This is a genomic window from Pseudoalteromonas sp. AS84 (assembly GCF_038900255.1).
Taxonomy (GTDB): domain Bacteria; phylum Pseudomonadota; class Gammaproteobacteria; order Enterobacterales; family Alteromonadaceae; genus Pseudoalteromonas.
The window spans coordinates 19,664-36,430 of sequence record NZ_JBBMQY010000014.1; the positions used below are offsets into that span (position 1 = coordinate 19,664).

At 38.7% G+C, this 16,767-nt stretch carries 17 protein-coding genes; 4 read left to right on the top strand and 13 right to left on the bottom strand.

Annotation, left to right across the window (positions count from 1 at the left end; all coding sequences use genetic code 11):
- Positions 1–516: 516 nt before the first annotated feature.
- Complete coding sequence (locus tag WNY79_RS14105) at positions 517–1,407, top strand: tetratricopeptide repeat protein (protein WP_076924928.1); 891 nt, start codon at positions 517–519, stop codon at positions 1,405–1,407.
- 637 nt (positions 1,408–2,044) lie between these two features.
- On the opposite strand, the gene deoD is transcribed toward WNY79_RS14105, so the two are convergent.
- Positions 2,045–2,746 (bottom strand): purine-nucleoside phosphorylase, encoded by a 702-nt coding sequence (deoD, locus tag WNY79_RS14110; protein WP_024599424.1) that lies wholly within the window; start codon positions 2,744–2,746, stop codon positions 2,045–2,047.
- Entirely contained in the window at positions 2,746–3,978 is a 1,233-nt protein-coding gene (locus tag WNY79_RS14115) for a phosphopentomutase (RefSeq protein WP_342876156.1), read from the bottom strand. The genes deoD and WNY79_RS14115 overlap by 1 nt, the downstream gene beginning before the upstream one ends.
- 192 nt (positions 3,979–4,170) lie before the next feature.
- Between WNY79_RS14115 and udk the strand changes: the two genes are divergently transcribed.
- From udk to WNY79_RS14130, 3 genes are all read left to right on the top strand, one after another.
- On the top strand, positions 4,171–4,803 hold the full coding sequence (gene udk, locus WNY79_RS14120) for a uridine kinase (protein ID WP_007583533.1): 633 nt from the start codon (positions 4,171–4,173) through the stop codon (positions 4,801–4,803).
- A 17-nt stretch (positions 4,804–4,820) separates the two neighbouring features.
- Positions 4,821–6,047 (top strand): NupC/NupG family nucleoside CNT transporter, encoded by a 1,227-nt coding sequence (locus WNY79_RS14125; protein ID WP_024599426.1) that lies wholly within the window; start codon positions 4,821–4,823, stop codon positions 6,045–6,047.
- A 306-nt stretch (positions 6,048–6,353) separates the two neighbouring features.
- Positions 6,354–7,064, top strand: a complete 711-nt coding sequence (locus WNY79_RS14130) for a transporter substrate-binding domain-containing protein (protein ID WP_024599427.1) — start codon at positions 6,354–6,356, stop codon at positions 7,062–7,064.
- 978 nt (positions 7,065–8,042) lie between these two features.
- Here the strand turns inward: WNY79_RS14130 and WNY79_RS14135 are convergent.
- From WNY79_RS14135 to WNY79_RS14185, 11 genes are all read right to left on the bottom strand, one after another.
- Positions 8,043–8,252, bottom strand: coding sequence for a cold-shock protein (locus tag WNY79_RS14135; RefSeq protein ID WP_002959120.1), 210 nt, complete (start codon positions 8,250–8,252; stop codon positions 8,043–8,045).
- 234 nt (positions 8,253–8,486) lie between these two features.
- Positions 8,487–9,203, bottom strand: coding sequence for a hypothetical protein (locus WNY79_RS14140; protein WP_342876157.1), 717 nt, complete (start codon positions 9,201–9,203; stop codon positions 8,487–8,489).
- Complete coding sequence (locus WNY79_RS14145) at positions 9,200–9,940, bottom strand: iron transporter (protein ID WP_138490155.1); 741 nt, start codon at positions 9,938–9,940, stop codon at positions 9,200–9,202. Before WNY79_RS14145 ends, WNY79_RS14140 begins: the two co-directional genes overlap by 4 nt.
- The gene (locus WNY79_RS14150) at positions 9,927–10,280 is read right to left on the bottom strand and encodes a cupredoxin domain-containing protein (protein WP_138490154.1); all 354 of its coding nucleotides are present in this window, start codon (positions 10,278–10,280) and stop codon (positions 9,927–9,929) included. The genes WNY79_RS14145 and WNY79_RS14150 overlap by 14 nt, the downstream gene beginning before the upstream one ends.
- Positions 10,273–11,586, bottom strand: coding sequence for an ATP-binding protein (locus WNY79_RS14155; RefSeq protein ID WP_342876158.1), 1,314 nt, complete (start codon positions 11,584–11,586; stop codon positions 10,273–10,275). Before WNY79_RS14155 ends, WNY79_RS14150 begins: the two co-directional genes overlap by 8 nt.
- A gap of 26 nt (positions 11,587–11,612) precedes the next feature.
- Complete coding sequence (locus WNY79_RS14160; RefSeq protein WP_342876159.1) at positions 11,613–12,272, bottom strand: response regulator transcription factor; 660 nt, start codon at positions 12,270–12,272, stop codon at positions 11,613–11,615.
- A 7-nt stretch (positions 12,273–12,279) separates the two neighbouring features.
- Entirely contained in the window at positions 12,280–12,927 is a 648-nt protein-coding gene (locus WNY79_RS14165; RefSeq protein ID WP_342876160.1) for a hypothetical protein, read from the bottom strand.
- A gap of 21 nt (positions 12,928–12,948) precedes the next feature.
- On the bottom strand, positions 12,949–13,719 hold the full coding sequence (locus WNY79_RS14170) for an SDR family oxidoreductase (RefSeq protein WP_342876161.1): 771 nt from the start codon (positions 13,717–13,719) through the stop codon (positions 12,949–12,951).
- Positions 13,716–14,405 (bottom strand): iron-containing redox enzyme family protein, encoded by a 690-nt coding sequence (locus WNY79_RS14175; RefSeq protein ID WP_342876162.1) that lies wholly within the window; start codon positions 14,403–14,405, stop codon positions 13,716–13,718. Before WNY79_RS14175 ends, WNY79_RS14170 begins: the two co-directional genes overlap by 4 nt.
- Positions 14,398–15,867: an AMP-binding protein gene (locus tag WNY79_RS14180; protein WP_342876163.1), complete on the bottom strand. Its 1,470-nt coding sequence runs from the start codon at positions 15,865–15,867 to the stop codon at positions 14,398–14,400. The genes WNY79_RS14175 and WNY79_RS14180 overlap by 8 nt, the downstream gene beginning before the upstream one ends.
- Complete coding sequence (locus WNY79_RS14185) at positions 15,864–16,517, bottom strand: thermostable hemolysin (RefSeq protein ID WP_024599437.1); 654 nt, start codon at positions 16,515–16,517, stop codon at positions 15,864–15,866. The genes WNY79_RS14180 and WNY79_RS14185 overlap by 4 nt, the downstream gene beginning before the upstream one ends.
- Between the last annotated feature and the right edge of the window lie 250 nt (positions 16,518–16,767).

The window sequence follows — 16,767 nt, forward strand, 5'->3', positions numbered from 1 at the left end:
TTCGGCGTAATGGTATATGAAGGGTTTGAAAGTGGCTTTGATTTATTTAAAGCCCACATTGGAATACCCCCCTTCACCATGAAATTGTAGTTATATAGTTATAATTATAAAGGTGCATTACTTAAGCCCAATGCACCTTTACTTTATAAACCGAATACTTAAAGTATTCTTATATTTTTAACTAATTGAATTGAATTAAGTATTTGTTCAGAAAGATTCAGTTAGTATGAAGTTGTTCTCCTGTGAATCCCTACGACATATTGTTGTTTTAAGCAGTTTTTGCCAGCTCATATTGAGCTGGCTTTTTTTTGCCTATTTTTCCTAAAACCACTTAAGTATTAGCAAAATGCTGTCGTATCGCTCTATTTTGCTATACTCAACAAGTTAAAAATTTTGCGCAATTATTGATCCTATCTAAATTGAATAAGTTTTAATCCTGAAAAGTCAACGCGCCCTAGTGCCATTAAGCCCTGCATGTTAAAGTTATTACAGTAATTAATTTAATTAGGCGTACCAATGCGTTATTACCTATCTGTACTTTTTGTTTGTTTAACTTTGTTTTCGGGCATAGTGAATTCTGCTGAAAAACAACCTGCCTCACCTACAGCACAACAAGAGCAACAAGCCCTTCAACAACTTAAAGAGCCTATGTATAAACCGCTAATGGAGCGCTACATACTCGACGAGCTAAAAGCGGTTAGGCAAGATCAACAAAAACTCCGTGAAGATGTAACTAAACAGGTAACCCATGCTCAGCTTGATACTGCTGACCGCGCATTAACGTACACTACCGATACTATTAATAATGTATTTTTTATAATCACCGCTACGGCTTCTATTTTGGTTTTAGTGGGCTGGAACTCACTACGCGATGTTAAAAACAAAGTAGAAGACATTGTAAATACACGTGTGAGTGTAATTACAGACGAGTATGAAGACCGATTAAAAATTCTTGAAGAAAAACTACGTGTACGATCTGAGGAAATACTCAGTAACCAAGAGCGCATATCGGTGACTAACGAAGTTCATTCGCTGTGGATGCGCGCCAACCTAGAAAGTGATTTTGCTAATAAGATTGAAATTTTTGACGAAATACTTAATCGCAAACCAGAAGATGTTGAAGCCATTGCTTATAAAGCCGATGCATTACTAGAAATTAATGAAACAGCACAAGCCATTGAGCTGTGTAATCAAGCTATTGATATAGACAGTGATTACGGTTATGCCTATTGGCAACGCGCATGTGCTTATGCACTAACACATAAGCATGCTGATGCCTTAGCCGACATTAAAATGGCACTTGAATACTCTCCAAACTTACGTAATGAGCTATTACATGAGAGCGCATTTGCAAGCCTACATGACAACGACAGCTTTAATACGATAGTAGCGGGTGAGATTGTTTAAGCACTCAGTATTTGGCCTGTATGATTAGGCGTAACACCATAAAAAAGGGCTTTGGCCTTTTTTTTGTTTTTAAAGGTTAAGTTTGTTGTGTAATTAAGTAATTAGAAGCTTCGCTTCTCGCGCGAGCAAGCTCTGCGCCTACGTGGAAAACTTAACACTGTAGTTAGAATTTACTTGTAGACGCGCTGCTTGCAGGCGTTTAAAAACATAGTTTTTAGGATGGGTGATTAAGCAATTAGAAGCTTCGCTTCTCGCGCGAGCAAGCTCTGCGCCTATCTGCCAAGTTTGACACTGTGGTTAGAATTCACTTGTAGACGCGCTACTTGCAGGCGTTTAAAAACGTAGTTTTTAGAATGGGTGATTAAGTAATTAGAAACTGCGCTTCTCGCGCGAGCAAGCTCTGCGCCTACCTGCAAAATTTGACACTATGGTTAAAATTCACTTGTAGACGCGCTGCTTGCAGGCGTTTAAAAACATAGTTTTTAGGATGGCTGGATTAAGTAATTAGAGGCTGCTGCTCATTTTCTTCAGGCATAAAAAAAGCCGCATAAATGCGGCTTTGGAGGTTTAGTCTCACTTCACTTTGGGCGTGTCTCCAAAACTTAGTGAATACGTTACCAAGGAACTGTTTTATTGATTAGATAGACTCTAATGCAATTTTAACCATTTCATTAAACGTACTTTGACGCTCATCAGCAGGTGTTGCTTCGCCAGTGATTACGTGGTCACTTACTGTAAATAATGCCATTGCGTTTGCGCCGTATTCAGCTGCAACGCCATATAAACCGGCTGTTTCCATATCTACTGCTAGCATGCCTAACTTGTCTAAGTCTTTATAGAACGAGTCATCTGCTTGATAGAATGTGTCGGTTGTGAATACGTTACCTACTTTTGCTTTAATGCCTAGCTCTTTAGCAGCGTTTACGCCGTTTAAAAGTAGGTCAAAGTTAGCAATAGCAGCAAAATCGTAGCCACGTACGCGTGCACGGTTTACGTTTGAATCTGTGCTTGCACCTTGTGCAAAAATTACGTCACGAATTTTGATATCTGTGCCAATACCGCCACACGTACCAATACGTATAATATTTTTAACGCCAAAGCTTACAATTAGCTCACGTGCATAAATAGACATTGATGGAATGCCCATGCCTGAACCCATGATACTTACTGGCTTACCTTTGTAAGTACCAGTGAAACCGTACATGTTACGAACGCCTGTAACTTGCACTGCATCATCTAAAAAGTTTTCAGCAATATATTGCGCACGTAGCGGATCGCCTGGCATTAATACTGTTTCGGCGAAATCACCAACGTTTGCACTGATATGCGGAGTACTCATTAATTGTTTTCCTTTTTATTTGGCGTTTTTAGCTCATTTAAAAAGCTGTCGCCGTAATCAAGCGCAGATAAGCTAAACCACTGTGCCAGTGTTTGGCCTATATCTGCAAAGCTGTTGCGTTCACCTAATGGTGTGTTACTCATACCTGGCTGGTATGCAATAACAGGTACGTATTCACGAGTGTGCTCAGAACCTGGAAAGGTTGGGTCACAGCCATGATCTGCAGTGATCATTAATACGTCATCTGCTTTTAACTGATTTAGTATAGTTGGTAAATAGTCATCAAATTCTTTTAATGCTTTTGCGTATCCTACTGGATTACGGCGATGACCAAATTTTTCATCAAAATCAACTAGGTTAGTAAAGATTAAGCTACGATCTGACGCGCTTTCCATTACTTCGCTGGTTTTTTCTAGCAAGTTCATAAGCCCAGGTGCTTTGTGCTTTTGGGTTATGCCCTGATGCGCGTAAATATCTGAAATTTTACCAATACTAATTACTTCGCCGCCGTCTTTTGCTAGTACATCTAGCAATGTTGGTGCTGGCGGAAGTACTGAATAGTCACGACGATTACCCGTTCGGGCAAAGTCTTGGCTATTTGAACCCAAAAATGGCCGCGCAATCACTCGTCCTATATTCATTTCATCAAGTAGCGCCCGTGCGATTTCGCAAACTTGATAAAGCTTCTCTAGGCCGAATGACTCTTCATGCGCGGCTATTTGAAACACGCTATCAGCTGAGGTGTAACAGATTGGTTTACCTGTTTTTACGTGCTCTTCACCTAGCTGTTCTAAAATGGTAGTTCCTGATGCATGGCAATTGCCTAAAATGCCAGGAATACCTGTACGAGCTATAAACTCGTCTATAAATTCTTGTGGGAAACTTGGCTGTGTTTTTGGGAAATATCCCCAATCAAATAACACTGGTACGCCTGCCATTTCCCAATGACCAGATGGCGTGTCTTTTCCGCTAGAGATTTCTTTAGCGTAACCCCATGCACCTTCTGGTGCTTGGCGGTTTGAAATTAAACACGGTTCGCCACCGGCAGCTTCACATGCGTCTACTAACCCTAATTTAGATAAATTAGGAAGCGACAGTGCACTGCCTGTTTCGTCGTAATATGCTTTTAGTAAGTGAGCGAATGTATTAGCCCCAAGATCGCCGAATTTATCTGCATCTGGTGCTGCACCGATTCCTAGGCTATCTGCCATTAAAATAATTGCTCTTGCCATTTTGACCTCACTTTGATTCTAGGTGGTTACTTTATCCGCTGATCGAATTTTCCGTACAGGACAAAAGTCCTGTTTCATAAAACCTAAACATTATAAATTTGCACTCTTGAGCGAAGCAAAAGAGATTAATCGTGTCTTTTTTGCTATTGTGATCTACCAACAATATATCTTTCTGTGTGGATGAGAACTTTAGTGACACGAACTACTATTATAGCTATTGCAGGCGCGTCTGCGTCGGGCAAATCTCTTTTTAGCCAAACTATATACAATGAATTGGTTAATGAGCTTGAACCAGGCGCTATCGCCATTATTGAAGAAGATGCTTATTACAAGGATCAGTCGCATTTGCCTATGGCTCATCGTACGCAAACAAATTACGACCATCCAGATGCATTTGAACATGCATTGATGCTTGAGCATTTAACACAACTTCGTTGTGGTAACTCAGTAGAAGTACCAACGTATGATTATGCACAGCATACGCGTAGCGCAACCACACGCCGAGTGCCTGCTGCTAAAATACTGATTGTTGAAGGTATTTTACTATTGAGTGACAAAGCGCTTAATAAAGAATTTGATATTAAGGTGTTTATAGATACACCTTTAGATATTTGTTTAATGCGTCGTATGCAACGTGATATGGAGCAACGAGGCAGAACATTACAATCTGTTGTTGAGCAGTATCAAGCAACTGTTAGACCGATGTTTTATCAATTTATTGAGCCTTCGAAGCATAACGCTGATTTAGTTGTGACTCGAGGCGGCATGAACCGCGTTGCGATTGATATAATAAAAAGTAAAATTAAATATTTACTACAAGAATAACAACGGGAAACATTTGTATGACAACATTTATGAGCTTAGTGGGCATGTGTGTGCTACTAAGCATTGCCTTTGCTGCGTCAACTAATCGCAAGGCAATTAATTTAAGAACCGTTGGTATAGCGTTTGCAATGCAAGTTGTTATTGGCGGTTTTGTTCTGTTTTTCGAAGCAGGAAAAAATGTGTTAACGAGTATGTCATCAGCCGTTTCGTCGGTTATTGGTTATGCTAATGATGGTATTGGGTTTTTATTTGGTCCACTTGCCTCACAAGACACATTAGGTTTTATTTTTGCAATTCAAGTTTTGCCCGTTATCGTGTTTTTCTCAGCACTTGTTGCTGTGTTATATCACCTTGGCATTATGGATTGGATAATTAGGATTTTAGGCGGCGGTTTACAAAAATTATTGAAAACCTCTCGCACAGAATCGCTTTCAGCAACGGCAAATATTTTTGTAGGCCAAACTGAAGCTCCGTTAATAGTTAAGCCATTTATAGCAACAATGACCAAGTCGGAATTGTTTGCAGTGATGGTAGGTGGTTTAGCCACTGTAGCAGGCTCTGTAATGGCCGGTTACGTAATTATTGGCGTAGATCTTAAGTATCTTATTGCGGCGAGCTTTATGGCTGCACCAGGTGGGTTTTTAATGGCCAAGATGATTGTGCCAGAAACTGAAACTCCTAAAGATAACTTAGCTGATTTAGACTTAGATGACGAAGATAAGCCTGTAAATGTGATTGATGCAGCAGCATCAGGTGCAGCAAACGGTATGCATTTAGCACTTAATGTAGGTGCAATGTTACTTGCTTTTGTAGCGCTAATTGCACTATTAAACGGTTTATTAGGCGGTATTGGCGGGTGGTTTGATTACCCGACATTAACGCTTCAAGAAATATTAGGTTATGTATTTGCTCCAGTCGCATGGTTACTAGGTGTGCCATGGGATGAAGCGATTATAGCCGGCAGCTTTATTGGTCAAAAGATAGTAGTAAACGAGTTTGTTGCTTACTTAGACTTTATAAATTATCGCGATACGTTAAGTGCGCACACACAAGCAATTGTTACTTTTGCTTTATGTGGCTTTGCTAACTTATCATCGATAGCCATTTTACTAGGTGGGTTAGGCGGTATGGCGCCTAGCAGGCGGAAGGATATCGCACGCTTAGGGCTCAGAGCAGTGTTAGCAGGATCTATGGCTAACCTTATGAGCGCAGCAATTGCTGGGTTTTTCCTCTCGCTAGCTTAGAAACTTATTGAGATGAACACCGGTGTTGCAAAACAAGAGGATAGCGCTTTAAGGGGTTAAAGCTCTATCTGACTTGAACGATACTTCACCAAGGGCCGCAAGGCCCTTTTATCGTTTTAGAGCATAGTTTTTTAGCTTCAATTACTTCAGACCTCAAGCCGTTTACCTATCTAGCCTCCTTTATAGTTGTACATAACTCAAATAAACCAATATCTTAGTAACAAGTTCACATAAATAATTTTTGTATTTTTCATATTTTCAGCCACACTTATATTACTTAAGCTAACCGAATGACGATTCGCTATTGTGAAATATATTCTTTATTCCCTTCTTTTTACTTGTTCCGTGTATATTCAAGCAAAGGAAACTCTGCTTGTTGTAACTGAGTTAGCGCCACCAAACCAAGTATTAATTAATGGCGAAGTTGCAGGTGAAGGTACTCAATTTATTAGGGATATATTTGCTGAGGCAGATCTCACACCTAACATTCAAATGTATCCTTGGGCACGTGCTTATAAAATTGCAGATGAGTTAAAAAATACCTTTATATACAGCCTTGCACGCACTGTAGAGCGAGAAAATAAATTTTATTGGATTGGACCAGTTGGACGATTTGAGCTGGGCTTTATCGGCCTATCAGAGCGAAATGATCTTATTATTAATAATACTGAACAAGCAAAAGTGTATAAAATTGCAATGCAACGCAATGACTTTTCAACACAAACCCTTACGAAACTTGGATTTGAAGCTGTTTTAACCTCTGACATTCAAAAATCATACTCTTTACTATTAGCTAAAAAAGTAGATTTAATTGTAGACGATCCATTATATATGCAGCAGATGAGCGACTATCTAAAGCTCAAACCAGCACACTTAAGGTTTATTTATAAAATAGATGAGCTAACAATTGATGCTTATTTAGCTGCGAATAAAAAAACAGATATGCGTTTAGTTGAAGCACTACAAGCTGCATTTTTAAAAGTAAAAAAAGATAAAGGGCTACCTTACGAAAGGTAAATTAATAATAGTGGGGTATTTATAAGCAGCAAAGTCACCTTTCGTTTTTAACTTTTTATACTCATTGTTAAATCGCTTTATAATAGGTTTAGGTACCGATTATTAAATGCTATGTAATTACCAGCAAACTCAGGATGGAGTGATTTTTGCACTTCACTACGTCAGTTGCTTTATATCCAAAGAGCTCTAGCTATACTTTATTGTAACTTTTGAACCTGAAATTAGATCTATCTTTCTTTTTGAAAAAAAATCCATAAATTGTTTTTTGTCTCCATAAATCGGTAAGTTTTCACCCGTTTTAAAGTCAATTTTATTTACTAATAACTCATATGTATCACCTCTTACAATTTTAAAAAAAACTGCTTTGCATATTTTGGATTATTTATACTAATACCAATAAATAGAGGTTCACGTTCGGTATTTTTAGCAATTGAAACAATGCCTAAATGAGGGGCTTTTTGAACTAATACCAATCTGCTTATGTATGAGGTCTATTTAACGTTAAGGAAATTACGCTAGAACTAGGCAAAAATTTTTGTATCTAGTTGTTCTAAATAAAAAATTTTTAACGACGTTATAGTGCAATTTAATTCGTTAAATTGATCAAAGATTTATGCAGGTTGGTATAAATTATAAGCACGCCTCCAAAGAAGCAATTCAATCTCGTAGGTTATATCAATAGCTGTACAAATATCTTTTACAATAGCGAGAGTAATACCAACAAGCTGATCTTTGTCGTTTTAAAATTATAAGGGAGAAATGTTCAGTATAAATTACAAGCTTAAACTCACTTGCATTAGCGCAATGGCTTAGAAGAATGACTTAGAAGAATAGAAAACAAATATTAGGTGGGGCTTAATAATAGCAATATCATTTAGCTAATTTACATTGATAATGGGCGTTGTTTGGTTTGAGTCAAATTTCAGACACAAAAAAAGCGCCTTAAGCGCTTTTTTTCATTTTACTTAAAAAGTAAAATTATACAGCTGTGATGTTATCAGCTTGTGGACCTTTTTGACCTTGTGAAAGAGTAAACTCTACACGTTGGCCTTCAGCTAAAGTTTTGAAACCTTCGCTTTTGATTGCTGAGAAATGTGCGAAAACGTCTGGGCCATTTTCTTGCTCGATGAAACCAAAACCTTTAGACTCGTTAAACCACTTAACTGTACCTGATACGATGTTAGACATTGTAATATCCTGAAATAAAAATAAAAATATGCTCATAAGAGCGGGTGTAGCAAAAAATGAGATGGTACTTTAAAAACTTCAGGACGGAACTACAAGTATTACTTATATCGAAATGGAGATTTATAGCTTACATGCTTTCTTTCTAGCTGCGGCCCACTATATAGAGTTTAAATAATATGTCAAGTACCTATCTATAATCAGAATGATAACAACCAAAACAGCTTTTATTTATTATTAAAATTCAAATTCTAATGCGAGCCTAAAACTATGGTTTTTTTCTGATTGGCTTATCTCAGTGATGAAACCTGCTTCCCACTTTAATTGCTTTTGCCCATCAAAGCGCTGTAAACCTATAAAACCAGGCCCTATACCAACAAAGTCTTCACCTACGTAAACCTCTATAGAAGGCTGAAAAGCAGAACGATAGCGATAGCGATATTGTGCTCTAAACTCGCTTTCCCATTCATTTTTAATGTCTTGCCCCCACTCATAAACCAAAAAAGCGTTTAGTGTAAGGCTCGTTTTTCCAAATTCTTTTTCGATCACAAAACCCGAAGTTGCTTCATACACATCTTCATTATGTTTTTTTTCAAGCTCAAATAATGCCCCCCAATCAGCCCATAATTTACCTTGCTCAATTAATTGCCAGCGTAGTTCAAGCTCATAAGCTTCTATACCAAAGTCGCCGTTATCGTCTCGCTCACCAACTAAATAGCCTTCCAGTGCCATTGTATCGTTAATAGCACCGCCACCACCCAAACGCTGCGCTAGTATGTTGCCACTATCTGTTTGGTGCGACACTAACCGCCATTCAAACTCTCGCTCAAAAGGTAAAACATAGGGGTGATATACCTTATCAACAACAATTCCATCGGCCTTTGCTTGGATTGAGAATACCAACAAACAAAAAACGGTAAAGCTAAGCGCTAAATATAGGTTGAGTGCTTTCATACACGTTCCTTAGAAATTGAAGCCGAAATAACATAACAAAGTGATAAAAATATCACGCTACTTGTACTATATATAAGTACACTCATTAAATCAGGAGTGGCCTCGTAACCAACAAGAGCACGCAGTACGCGCCCGAGCTCAGAGTTTTCGCTTAATACATCGCGTAAATCCCACACGGTTGCGGTGTTGGTAATTAAGTCTATTTGGCTTGCCAAATCCAGTGCAACTAATAACTTAGCCGCGCTGTTAAAAGCAAGCAAAGTAAAAAGCGGATACATACCAAAGCGGTGCTTAATTGCATTCATTAAAAAGTACAGCAATACACTAAAACTTAAACAAATTCCAACACCTAATAAAGTGCCAATAAATAAGCTTTGCCCTGCATCATTACTTTGCCAAAAGCTGGTGAGGTAAATAATATAGTGGCTTAAATACAATGTTATTGTGCTTATAACAGCAATATAAAAAGCCGCTGATTTTTGCTTTATTGCAAATACTAATACGGCTATAAATATAGTAATACATAGCCCTATTTGTGAGTACTCTAGCCCTTGGTGTTCAAACCACTGGCTCACCCATGATGCACTTTGCATGTACATAAACGACATGAGCGCGCCAATTAGTAAAGCAGATCCTATTTTTAAAGCGCTTTGTTTTTTAACCACTTGTAGTAGCACTAATAAAATAGCCACAGGTAGCAATTGATTAAGACTCATGACTAAACTAGTTATTAGCATGCTGCGCCTCCTCATCACCAACTATTACAACGCCCCTTGCTGTATTGGGCGAAAACTCACCAAAAAATTCGTAATACCCTTTACTAAGCGGCCCTATATAAATAATGCTTTTACGGTTTGGGTAGAGTACTTTTTCTCTGTTTAGATCAAAGCTATCAAACTCTTCAGGTGTGCTATCTTGGTTTTCTATCAATAGTTTTACTTTTTTATTCGCGGGAATGGTAATTTGCGAGGGATAAAACAAATGATCTTTTAAAATAATAAGATACTCTTTACTCGCCGCGTTAAACGACAAAAATAACAAACAACAAAGGCACCGATTAAATAAACGTTTAGTCACTTTTTACTCCCGTAAAAGTAACCTTAACGGTTAGCCCACCTAAATAACTATTCGCTAAATGAATACTTGCCCCATAAATAGCAATTATGTGTTGAACAATCGCCATACCTAAACCGGCACCTTGCTCGCCTGATGGATGCTGATCGCCACCTACGCGATAAAAACGATTGAATATTCGCTCTTTTTGCTCTTCAGTCATACCCGCACCAGAATCATCAATTTGCCAACTAAAGCCGTCATTACTTGATACTAATTTAATTATAATTTGACCATTATTGGGTGTGTATTTTATGGCATTGCTAAGTAAATTAGCGATGAGTGTGGTTAATGTAAACTCATCACCATTAATTACAAAATCGTCACCTTCAAGACTAATAGTTTGGTTTTTTTCATCTATTTTGTCGTATTGCTCCGATACGACTTGCTGAGTAATCGCTAGCAATGACTGTTCACTAAACTGCTTTTGCCATTGCTCAGGCTGAGTGCGCCCTAAAATTAGCATTTGCTCAACAATATTACTTAAGCGATTAATGCCCTGCGACATAGCTTGTAATTCTTGATGGTCTTGCAGATTACTTTGTTTATTAGCCAAATTATGTACATTAATTTTTAAACTACTAAGCGGGGTACGTAATTCGTGAGCTGCATCTGAGGCAAAAAAACGCTCTCGTAAGTAAGCGGTTTCTACTCGTTTAAATAAATCGTTTAAACGATTAATAACAGGTTTAATTTCTTCATCGGTTACCTGCCAGTTAATTGGCGTAAAGTCGTTTGCTTGGCGAGTAGCCAGCTGCTTAGATAATCGAGTAAGAGGGGCTAATGCGTATTTAACGAAAAAACTTATAAAAATAGCAAGCAGAGGGACAGCCCATAGCATAGGTAACATTGCAGATAAAATAACGGCTTCAGCTAATTCAAACCGCTTTGCCATAGGCTCAGCAACGATGACTTTACGGGTATTTTTTCTCATCACAAACACTCGCATACGCTGCCCTGCTACATTGGCAGTTTGAAAGCCCTCGCTAAAACTAATTTGGTTATTCTTTAAACTCGATGAGCCACTAAGTAAACTATTATTTTGCCAAATTTGATACAACAACTGAGCACTATTATTGCTTACCTGTACTGCATTTGTGCTTAGTGCTAATGGTTGCTCAATTAAAACGCCAGCCACTATTTTAAGTTCATTATCAAGCAAGTTTTCGCCGTGGAGCATGCTTTTTTGATAGCCTTTTACTAATGCTAAAAAACAAGTAAGCACCATCATTGAAAGTAAAATTAAGGTCAGACGTTTACGAATAGACATTTTCAACCTCGAAAGATAAACACACCCTAACGCTTACCAACCACGTAGCCAATGCCACGTAAGGTTTTAATAAAATCGCTAGGGAACTTTTTACGAAGATGATGAATATGCACCTCTATGGCATTAGAGCCGACTTCTTCACCCCATTGGTAAAGTTTGTTTTCTAGTTGTTGTTTTGATTGCACCCTTCCCTGATTTTCCATCAGCGCTTTTAAAAGCATGTATTCTTTTCGTGGTAGTGTAAGTGATTGCCCACTTAGTGCAACTGTATGAGCAGAGGTATCCATTACTACATCACCACAGCGCAATAAGCTTGATTGTGTTTGGTTAATGCGCCGGCTTGCTACACGTAATCGAGCAAATAACTCAGCAGGATCAAACGGCTTTGCAAGGTAATCGTCTGCTCCCATATCTAGCCCTTGGACTTTGTCATCAATACTGCCGCGAGCAGTTAAAATAACCACCGGAATAACTTTTTTTTGTGCTTTAATATGCTTTAAAACTTGCGAGCCGTCGCCATCAGGTAATCCTAAATCGAGAATAACAAGCTCAATCTCACCACTAGAAAGGCACCCTAAGGCGTGCTTAACTGTGCCACTATGCTCTACGCTGTAGCCCTCTTGACGCAAAGAGCGAATAAGCCCTTGCGCCACTAAATGATCGTCCTCAACGAGTAATAAATGCATTATGTGTTTATCTTTTTAGTTTTTTATCTACTTTTGCCAATAGCTGACTTATTGCTTGTTGGCGATACTCATCTGCTTTTGCACGAGTATCACGAATGCCCGCTGCTTGTGCTACAAGTAGTCGTGCTTTAGCTTGTTTATAATCGCCTTCGTCATACAAATATTCACCGTATAAGTAATTAGTATCAATGCCTTCGAGATTAAAAGCGAGGGCTTGTTTAAATAATTTTTCAGCTTTGTCGTCATCACCAAAACCAATTGGCCAACCAGGTACTTTGCTATAAAGCGTTGCAAGACTTGCGTAAGCTGAGCCATTTAATGCTGTACCATCAATTGAGAGTGCATTTTCAAGTGACGCTTTAGCTTCTTTTGCTAAACCAAGTGCGCCCAAGCCACCTTTTGCGCCTGCAAAGCTGGCTAACACAATGCCATTCCAAATGTGTGTTTGTGCCGAACCTGGATAGTTTTTAACAAATAACGCGCTTTGCTCACTTAGTTGCGTAAACGCATCTATTTGCGCATCGTCTTCAAGTTCATAGTTAGCAGTTGCCCACTTTTGTTGAATAGAGGTTAAGTCTTGTGTTTCATCTGCGTGTACTGCGGTTGTAAATACAGTTGTTAGTATTAGAGATAATGCTAGGGTAAATTTATACATAATCTTGTCCTCGTGTGTTTGTTAACTTAAAAAGCGTTTAATTTTAGGAAGTTGTTTTGCAATAGCGTTATCTACAACGCTTGGGAATGCGCCATTAATACGTGCAAATAATTTCTCAGGAAAACCAATAAAACGCCTTGTTTGATTCGAATTTATAAGTGCTAATAACTCTTGAGCAACTAATTCTGGCGAGTCCATTTTATTACCGAGTTCTTTATTCATTGCCCGCGCTTTACTGCTATTAATAGATGTATCTGTCGCTCTTGGTGCTAAATAGGTCACTTTAACGCCTGAGCCGTTAAGCTCACGCGAGAGCGCTTCTGTAAAGCCACGTAAACCAAATTTACTGGCGCAATAAAGCGTTTGAAACGGGTAGCCAATACTGCCAAACGATGATCCCACGTTAACAATAGTGCCTTTCGTATACGCTAATTGCCCTAAAAATAGCTGGCATAATTTAATAGGCACCGACAAATTAGTAGTAAGCATATTATCTATTTGCTCATTACTTGTGTGCTCAAGGCTTTGCATTGTATTTATACCGGCATTGTTAATAAGTAACCTAACGCCACCGAGTTGCTTGGCTTTTATTGCTAAGTTAATGCGTGTTGTATCGTCGGTTAAGTCGCCTGTAAATATTTCACTGTCTGGGCATTCACGGCTCAGTTTTTCAAGGTCTTGCGTATTACGTCCTACAAGCAGTAACTTCCACCCTTTTGCATATAGGGCTTTAGCAATCGCTTGCCCTATTCCGCCGGTTGCGCCAGTTAGCACACATAAAGCGCTACTCATGCCAATTTGCCTTGTGCGCTTGCTTTAAAAAACGGTTCGTCATCGAGCCCACGAAATATATCGCCGTATAAACGATAAAAGCACTTTGCACCATGGAGTATGGCTTGTTGATCCGCCTCATTTGTTATTTGATTCATTAGGTTTTCAAAAAACTTTACATGCTCTATATCAAGTGCGCCATGAGAGGTTAAATAACTAAATGCTTTTTTAGGTAAGCCCACAGCACTTGCAATATTTGAAGCCGCGCCATCAGCAAGCGATATAGAAGTGCCTTCAAGCACATGTACCATGCCAAAAAAGCTCAATGGGTTTTTACGTGCAATGGAGTCGTACGCATACGACACCATCATTTCGGTAGCAAATTGCGGCTGACTACACCTTACTGTTTCTTTGTCAAAACCACAGGCTGCAATATCATTAAGTACCCACTCTTGATGGCCAATCTCTTCTTCAATGTATTCTGCGACGGCTTCGCGCAACCATTCTTGTTCGTCGGTTAATCGTGCACCAACCGACATCATTAATGGCACAGTGTGCTTAACATGGTGATACGCTTGCGCTAAAAACGAAGCGTATTCTTCAAGTGATGCTTCACCTTTAAAAACACGCTGAATAATAGGCGCTGCAAGCAGGTAGTTTTGCTCTTGTTTAGTTTGCTCTTTGAGGGTGTTAAAAAAATCACTCATTAATTACTTCTCCAAGTCGGTAAAATTGCTCAAACACAGCATGGTACTGCTTACTTATGGCATCTCGTTTTAGGCGATTATTTGTAGTTAATAATCCTTGTTGCACACTTAATGGGGCAGTTAAACGATGCCACTTTTGAATTCGTGCATAGTCGGGTAGTTGCTTATTAATTGCGTTAATGTATTGAGCTAACACTGGGTTACTTAGCTTTGAATCGGCATAAATAATGGCGGTTAAAAAAGGTCGACCTTCACCAAACACAACCGCTTGTAAAATACCGCTTTGACTTAGTAATAGTGATTCAGGCCACTCGGCACTGATGTTGCGACCCATGCTAGTAATAATTAGGTTTTTTAGGCGGCCTTTAATAAATAAGGTATTTTGATGCTGCTCGACCAGATCACCGGTTGCATACCACTGGTTTTTGTCGTGTGGTTGATGGTTTAAGTAACCTAAAAACAAATCGCCTTTTATAAAAAGCTGGCCATTTTCAATTTTGGTTTGAATATGAGGTAACACAGAACCTGCACTTTGGAGGTTATCGTTTGTGGGCGTATTTAAACTAACTACAGATGCCGCCTCAGAAAGCCCATAACCTTGGTACACCGGTAAGTTTAAGCCACGCGCTTTAACTATTAGCATTTCGCTGACAAGCGCACCACCTACGGCAATAAACTGTAACGAACTAGTCGGTTGCCACCCATCTTCTGCAAAAGCAACTAAGCATGCTAATAGTTCAGGCACTAAAATAAGCGTATTTGGCTTAACTTTATCAATAGCAGCTATAAGCTGTGCGGGTTGTTTTAATACAGTTCCAACAAATCCTAATTCATCTAACGGCATTAAATGCACTGTACCGCCACTTTTTAAGGGGGCATACACACCGGCTATATTTTCAAGCAATACAGCAAGCGGCAATAAACATAAATGAACAGGCTTTTTAATATTAATCTTATCGCACAGAGACTGAGCTACCTGCATTTGGCTATTTGCAGATAAACACACGCCTTTTGGTTGCCCAGTCGATCCAGACGTAAACGTTACTTTTTGAGTTTCTGGAAAATAACTGACGGGTTTAGCTACAACGATTTCGTAAATATATAATGTGTAAAACTCAAATAAAGTAATTGATGTCGTCGGCTCCCCGAGTAAAGGGTTTAGTGTGTCGCTCATAAATAAATTAGCGCCGCATTGCGCTAGTACAGATTGAGTTTGTTGTTCACTAAAAAAGTGAGCAATTGGCACAGCCACTTTATTAGAAACCGCAGTAGCGGCATCAATAACAAGCCAAGCTGGCGTATTATCGAGCTTATAAGCGACACATTTGCCGTTAAAGCTTTGTAGAATTTTTACTACTTTTTGTATTTGCTGGTTAAACTCATCACTGTGAATTTCAAGTGTTTGCTCTTTATTATGCGCAATAATTAATGGCGATACTGAATGTGTATTATAGTAATTCATACATTCACCAATGCATTTACCAAAGAATTGATATTTGAGTGGTTTTGCTGCATCAAACTATAAAGCATTGGGGTATTTAGTACTTGTTGGTGAGCTTGCTCTAGGCTCACAATGCATACTGTTGGTTGGTTGGCGTAATAGCTGCCCCACTTTAACGGGTTCTCAACTACAAAACTGCTAGCAAGTGCAATTTCAGTACACGTAACACCAAGTAAGCGCAATAAAGCACGCACTTTACTGGTTGCACAAAACACTAAATGTTTTGCTCCCACACTTTGCAGAGCTTCGTTAACAATAATAAAATGTGCAAGTGTTGCCCTTCGATTTGTAGAGCAAAGATTACCAAGTTCAAAAATTTTATTACGAGAAATACTCTCATCTAAAAAATCTTCAACGGGTGATGCTAAATATTGCTCAATAAACAATGGCGAAGTTGCTTGCCTTAGCCCTAAGGTGCATTTTCCTTGCTCGGTAACGTATTGGCAAAGTAGTGGCATAAACGAAGTAAGCTTAGCGTTATACGCAACTAAAAAACCTTCTTTTACTGTATTTTCGAGATTTTTTCGATGCACATCATCAATACGAGCACTAATAAACTGACAGTTATTTTGTGTTAAACCTAATGATGTAGAACTGTGGGCTAATTGCATAAGCTCGCTCATTTAAACCTGTTTATATTTCAGGGTTTAAATTTAACGAGTGAAACTTAAAGAAAACTTAAGAAAAAATTAATTTAAATAAAAAAGCGTCTTAAGTGTTAAATCGCGAGGGCGTGTTAAATAGATCAACACGCCCTAACTAACAAATCGTTATAACAAAACTTCTTTTTAATTAAACTTAGGTCAACAGGCTCTAGCAGCTTTGTATGCATCACGTTAGTATAGTGTTCTACTTAAGTTA

What these genes read in the sequence shown, in the direction of transcription:
- WNY79_RS14160 (WP_342876159.1), bottom strand. Translation starts at nt 12,272, where the DNA reads ATGCATTTATTACTCGTTGAGGACGATCATTTAGTGGCGCAAGGGCTT.
- WNY79_RS14165 (WP_342876160.1), bottom strand. Translation starts at nt 12,927, where the DNA reads ATGTATAAATTTACCCTAGCATTATCTCTAATACTAACAACTGTATTT.
- WNY79_RS14105 (WP_076924928.1), top strand. Translation starts at nt 517, where the DNA reads ATGCGTTATTACCTATCTGTACTTTTTGTTTGTTTAACTTTGTTTTCG.
- WNY79_RS14170 (WP_342876161.1), bottom strand. Translation starts at nt 13,719, where the DNA reads ATGAGTAGCGCTTTATGTGTGCTAACTGGCGCAACCGGCGGAATAGGG.
- WNY79_RS14185 (WP_024599437.1), bottom strand. Translation starts at nt 16,517, where the DNA reads ATGCAATTAGCCCACAGTTCTACATCATTAGGTTTAACACAAAATAAC.
- WNY79_RS14135 (WP_002959120.1), bottom strand. Translation starts at nt 8,252, where the DNA reads ATGTCTAACATCGTATCAGGTACAGTTAAGTGGTTTAACGAGTCTAAA.
- WNY79_RS14155 (WP_342876158.1), bottom strand. Translation starts at nt 11,586, where the DNA reads ATGTCTATTCGTAAACGTCTGACCTTAATTTTACTTTCAATGATGGTG.
- WNY79_RS14180 (WP_342876163.1), bottom strand. Translation starts at nt 15,867, where the DNA reads ATGAATTACTATAATACACATTCAGTATCGCCATTAATTATTGCGCAT.
- WNY79_RS14145 (WP_138490155.1), bottom strand. Translation starts at nt 9,940, where the DNA reads ATGCTAATAACTAGTTTAGTCATGAGTCTTAATCAATTGCTACCTGTG.
- WNY79_RS14140 (WP_342876157.1), bottom strand. Translation starts at nt 9,203, where the DNA reads ATGAAAGCACTCAACCTATATTTAGCGCTTAGCTTTACCGTTTTTTGT.
- WNY79_RS14125 (WP_024599426.1), top strand. Translation starts at nt 4,821, where the DNA reads ATGACAACATTTATGAGCTTAGTGGGCATGTGTGTGCTACTAAGCATT.
- WNY79_RS14115 (WP_342876156.1), bottom strand. Translation starts at nt 3,978, where the DNA reads ATGGCAAGAGCAATTATTTTAATGGCAGATAGCCTAGGAATCGGTGCA.
- deoD (WP_024599424.1), bottom strand. Translation starts at nt 2,746, where the DNA reads ATGAGTACTCCGCATATCAGTGCAAACGTTGGTGATTTCGCCGAAACA.
- WNY79_RS14175 (WP_342876162.1), bottom strand. Translation starts at nt 14,405, where the DNA reads ATGAGTGATTTTTTTAACACCCTCAAAGAGCAAACTAAACAAGAGCAA.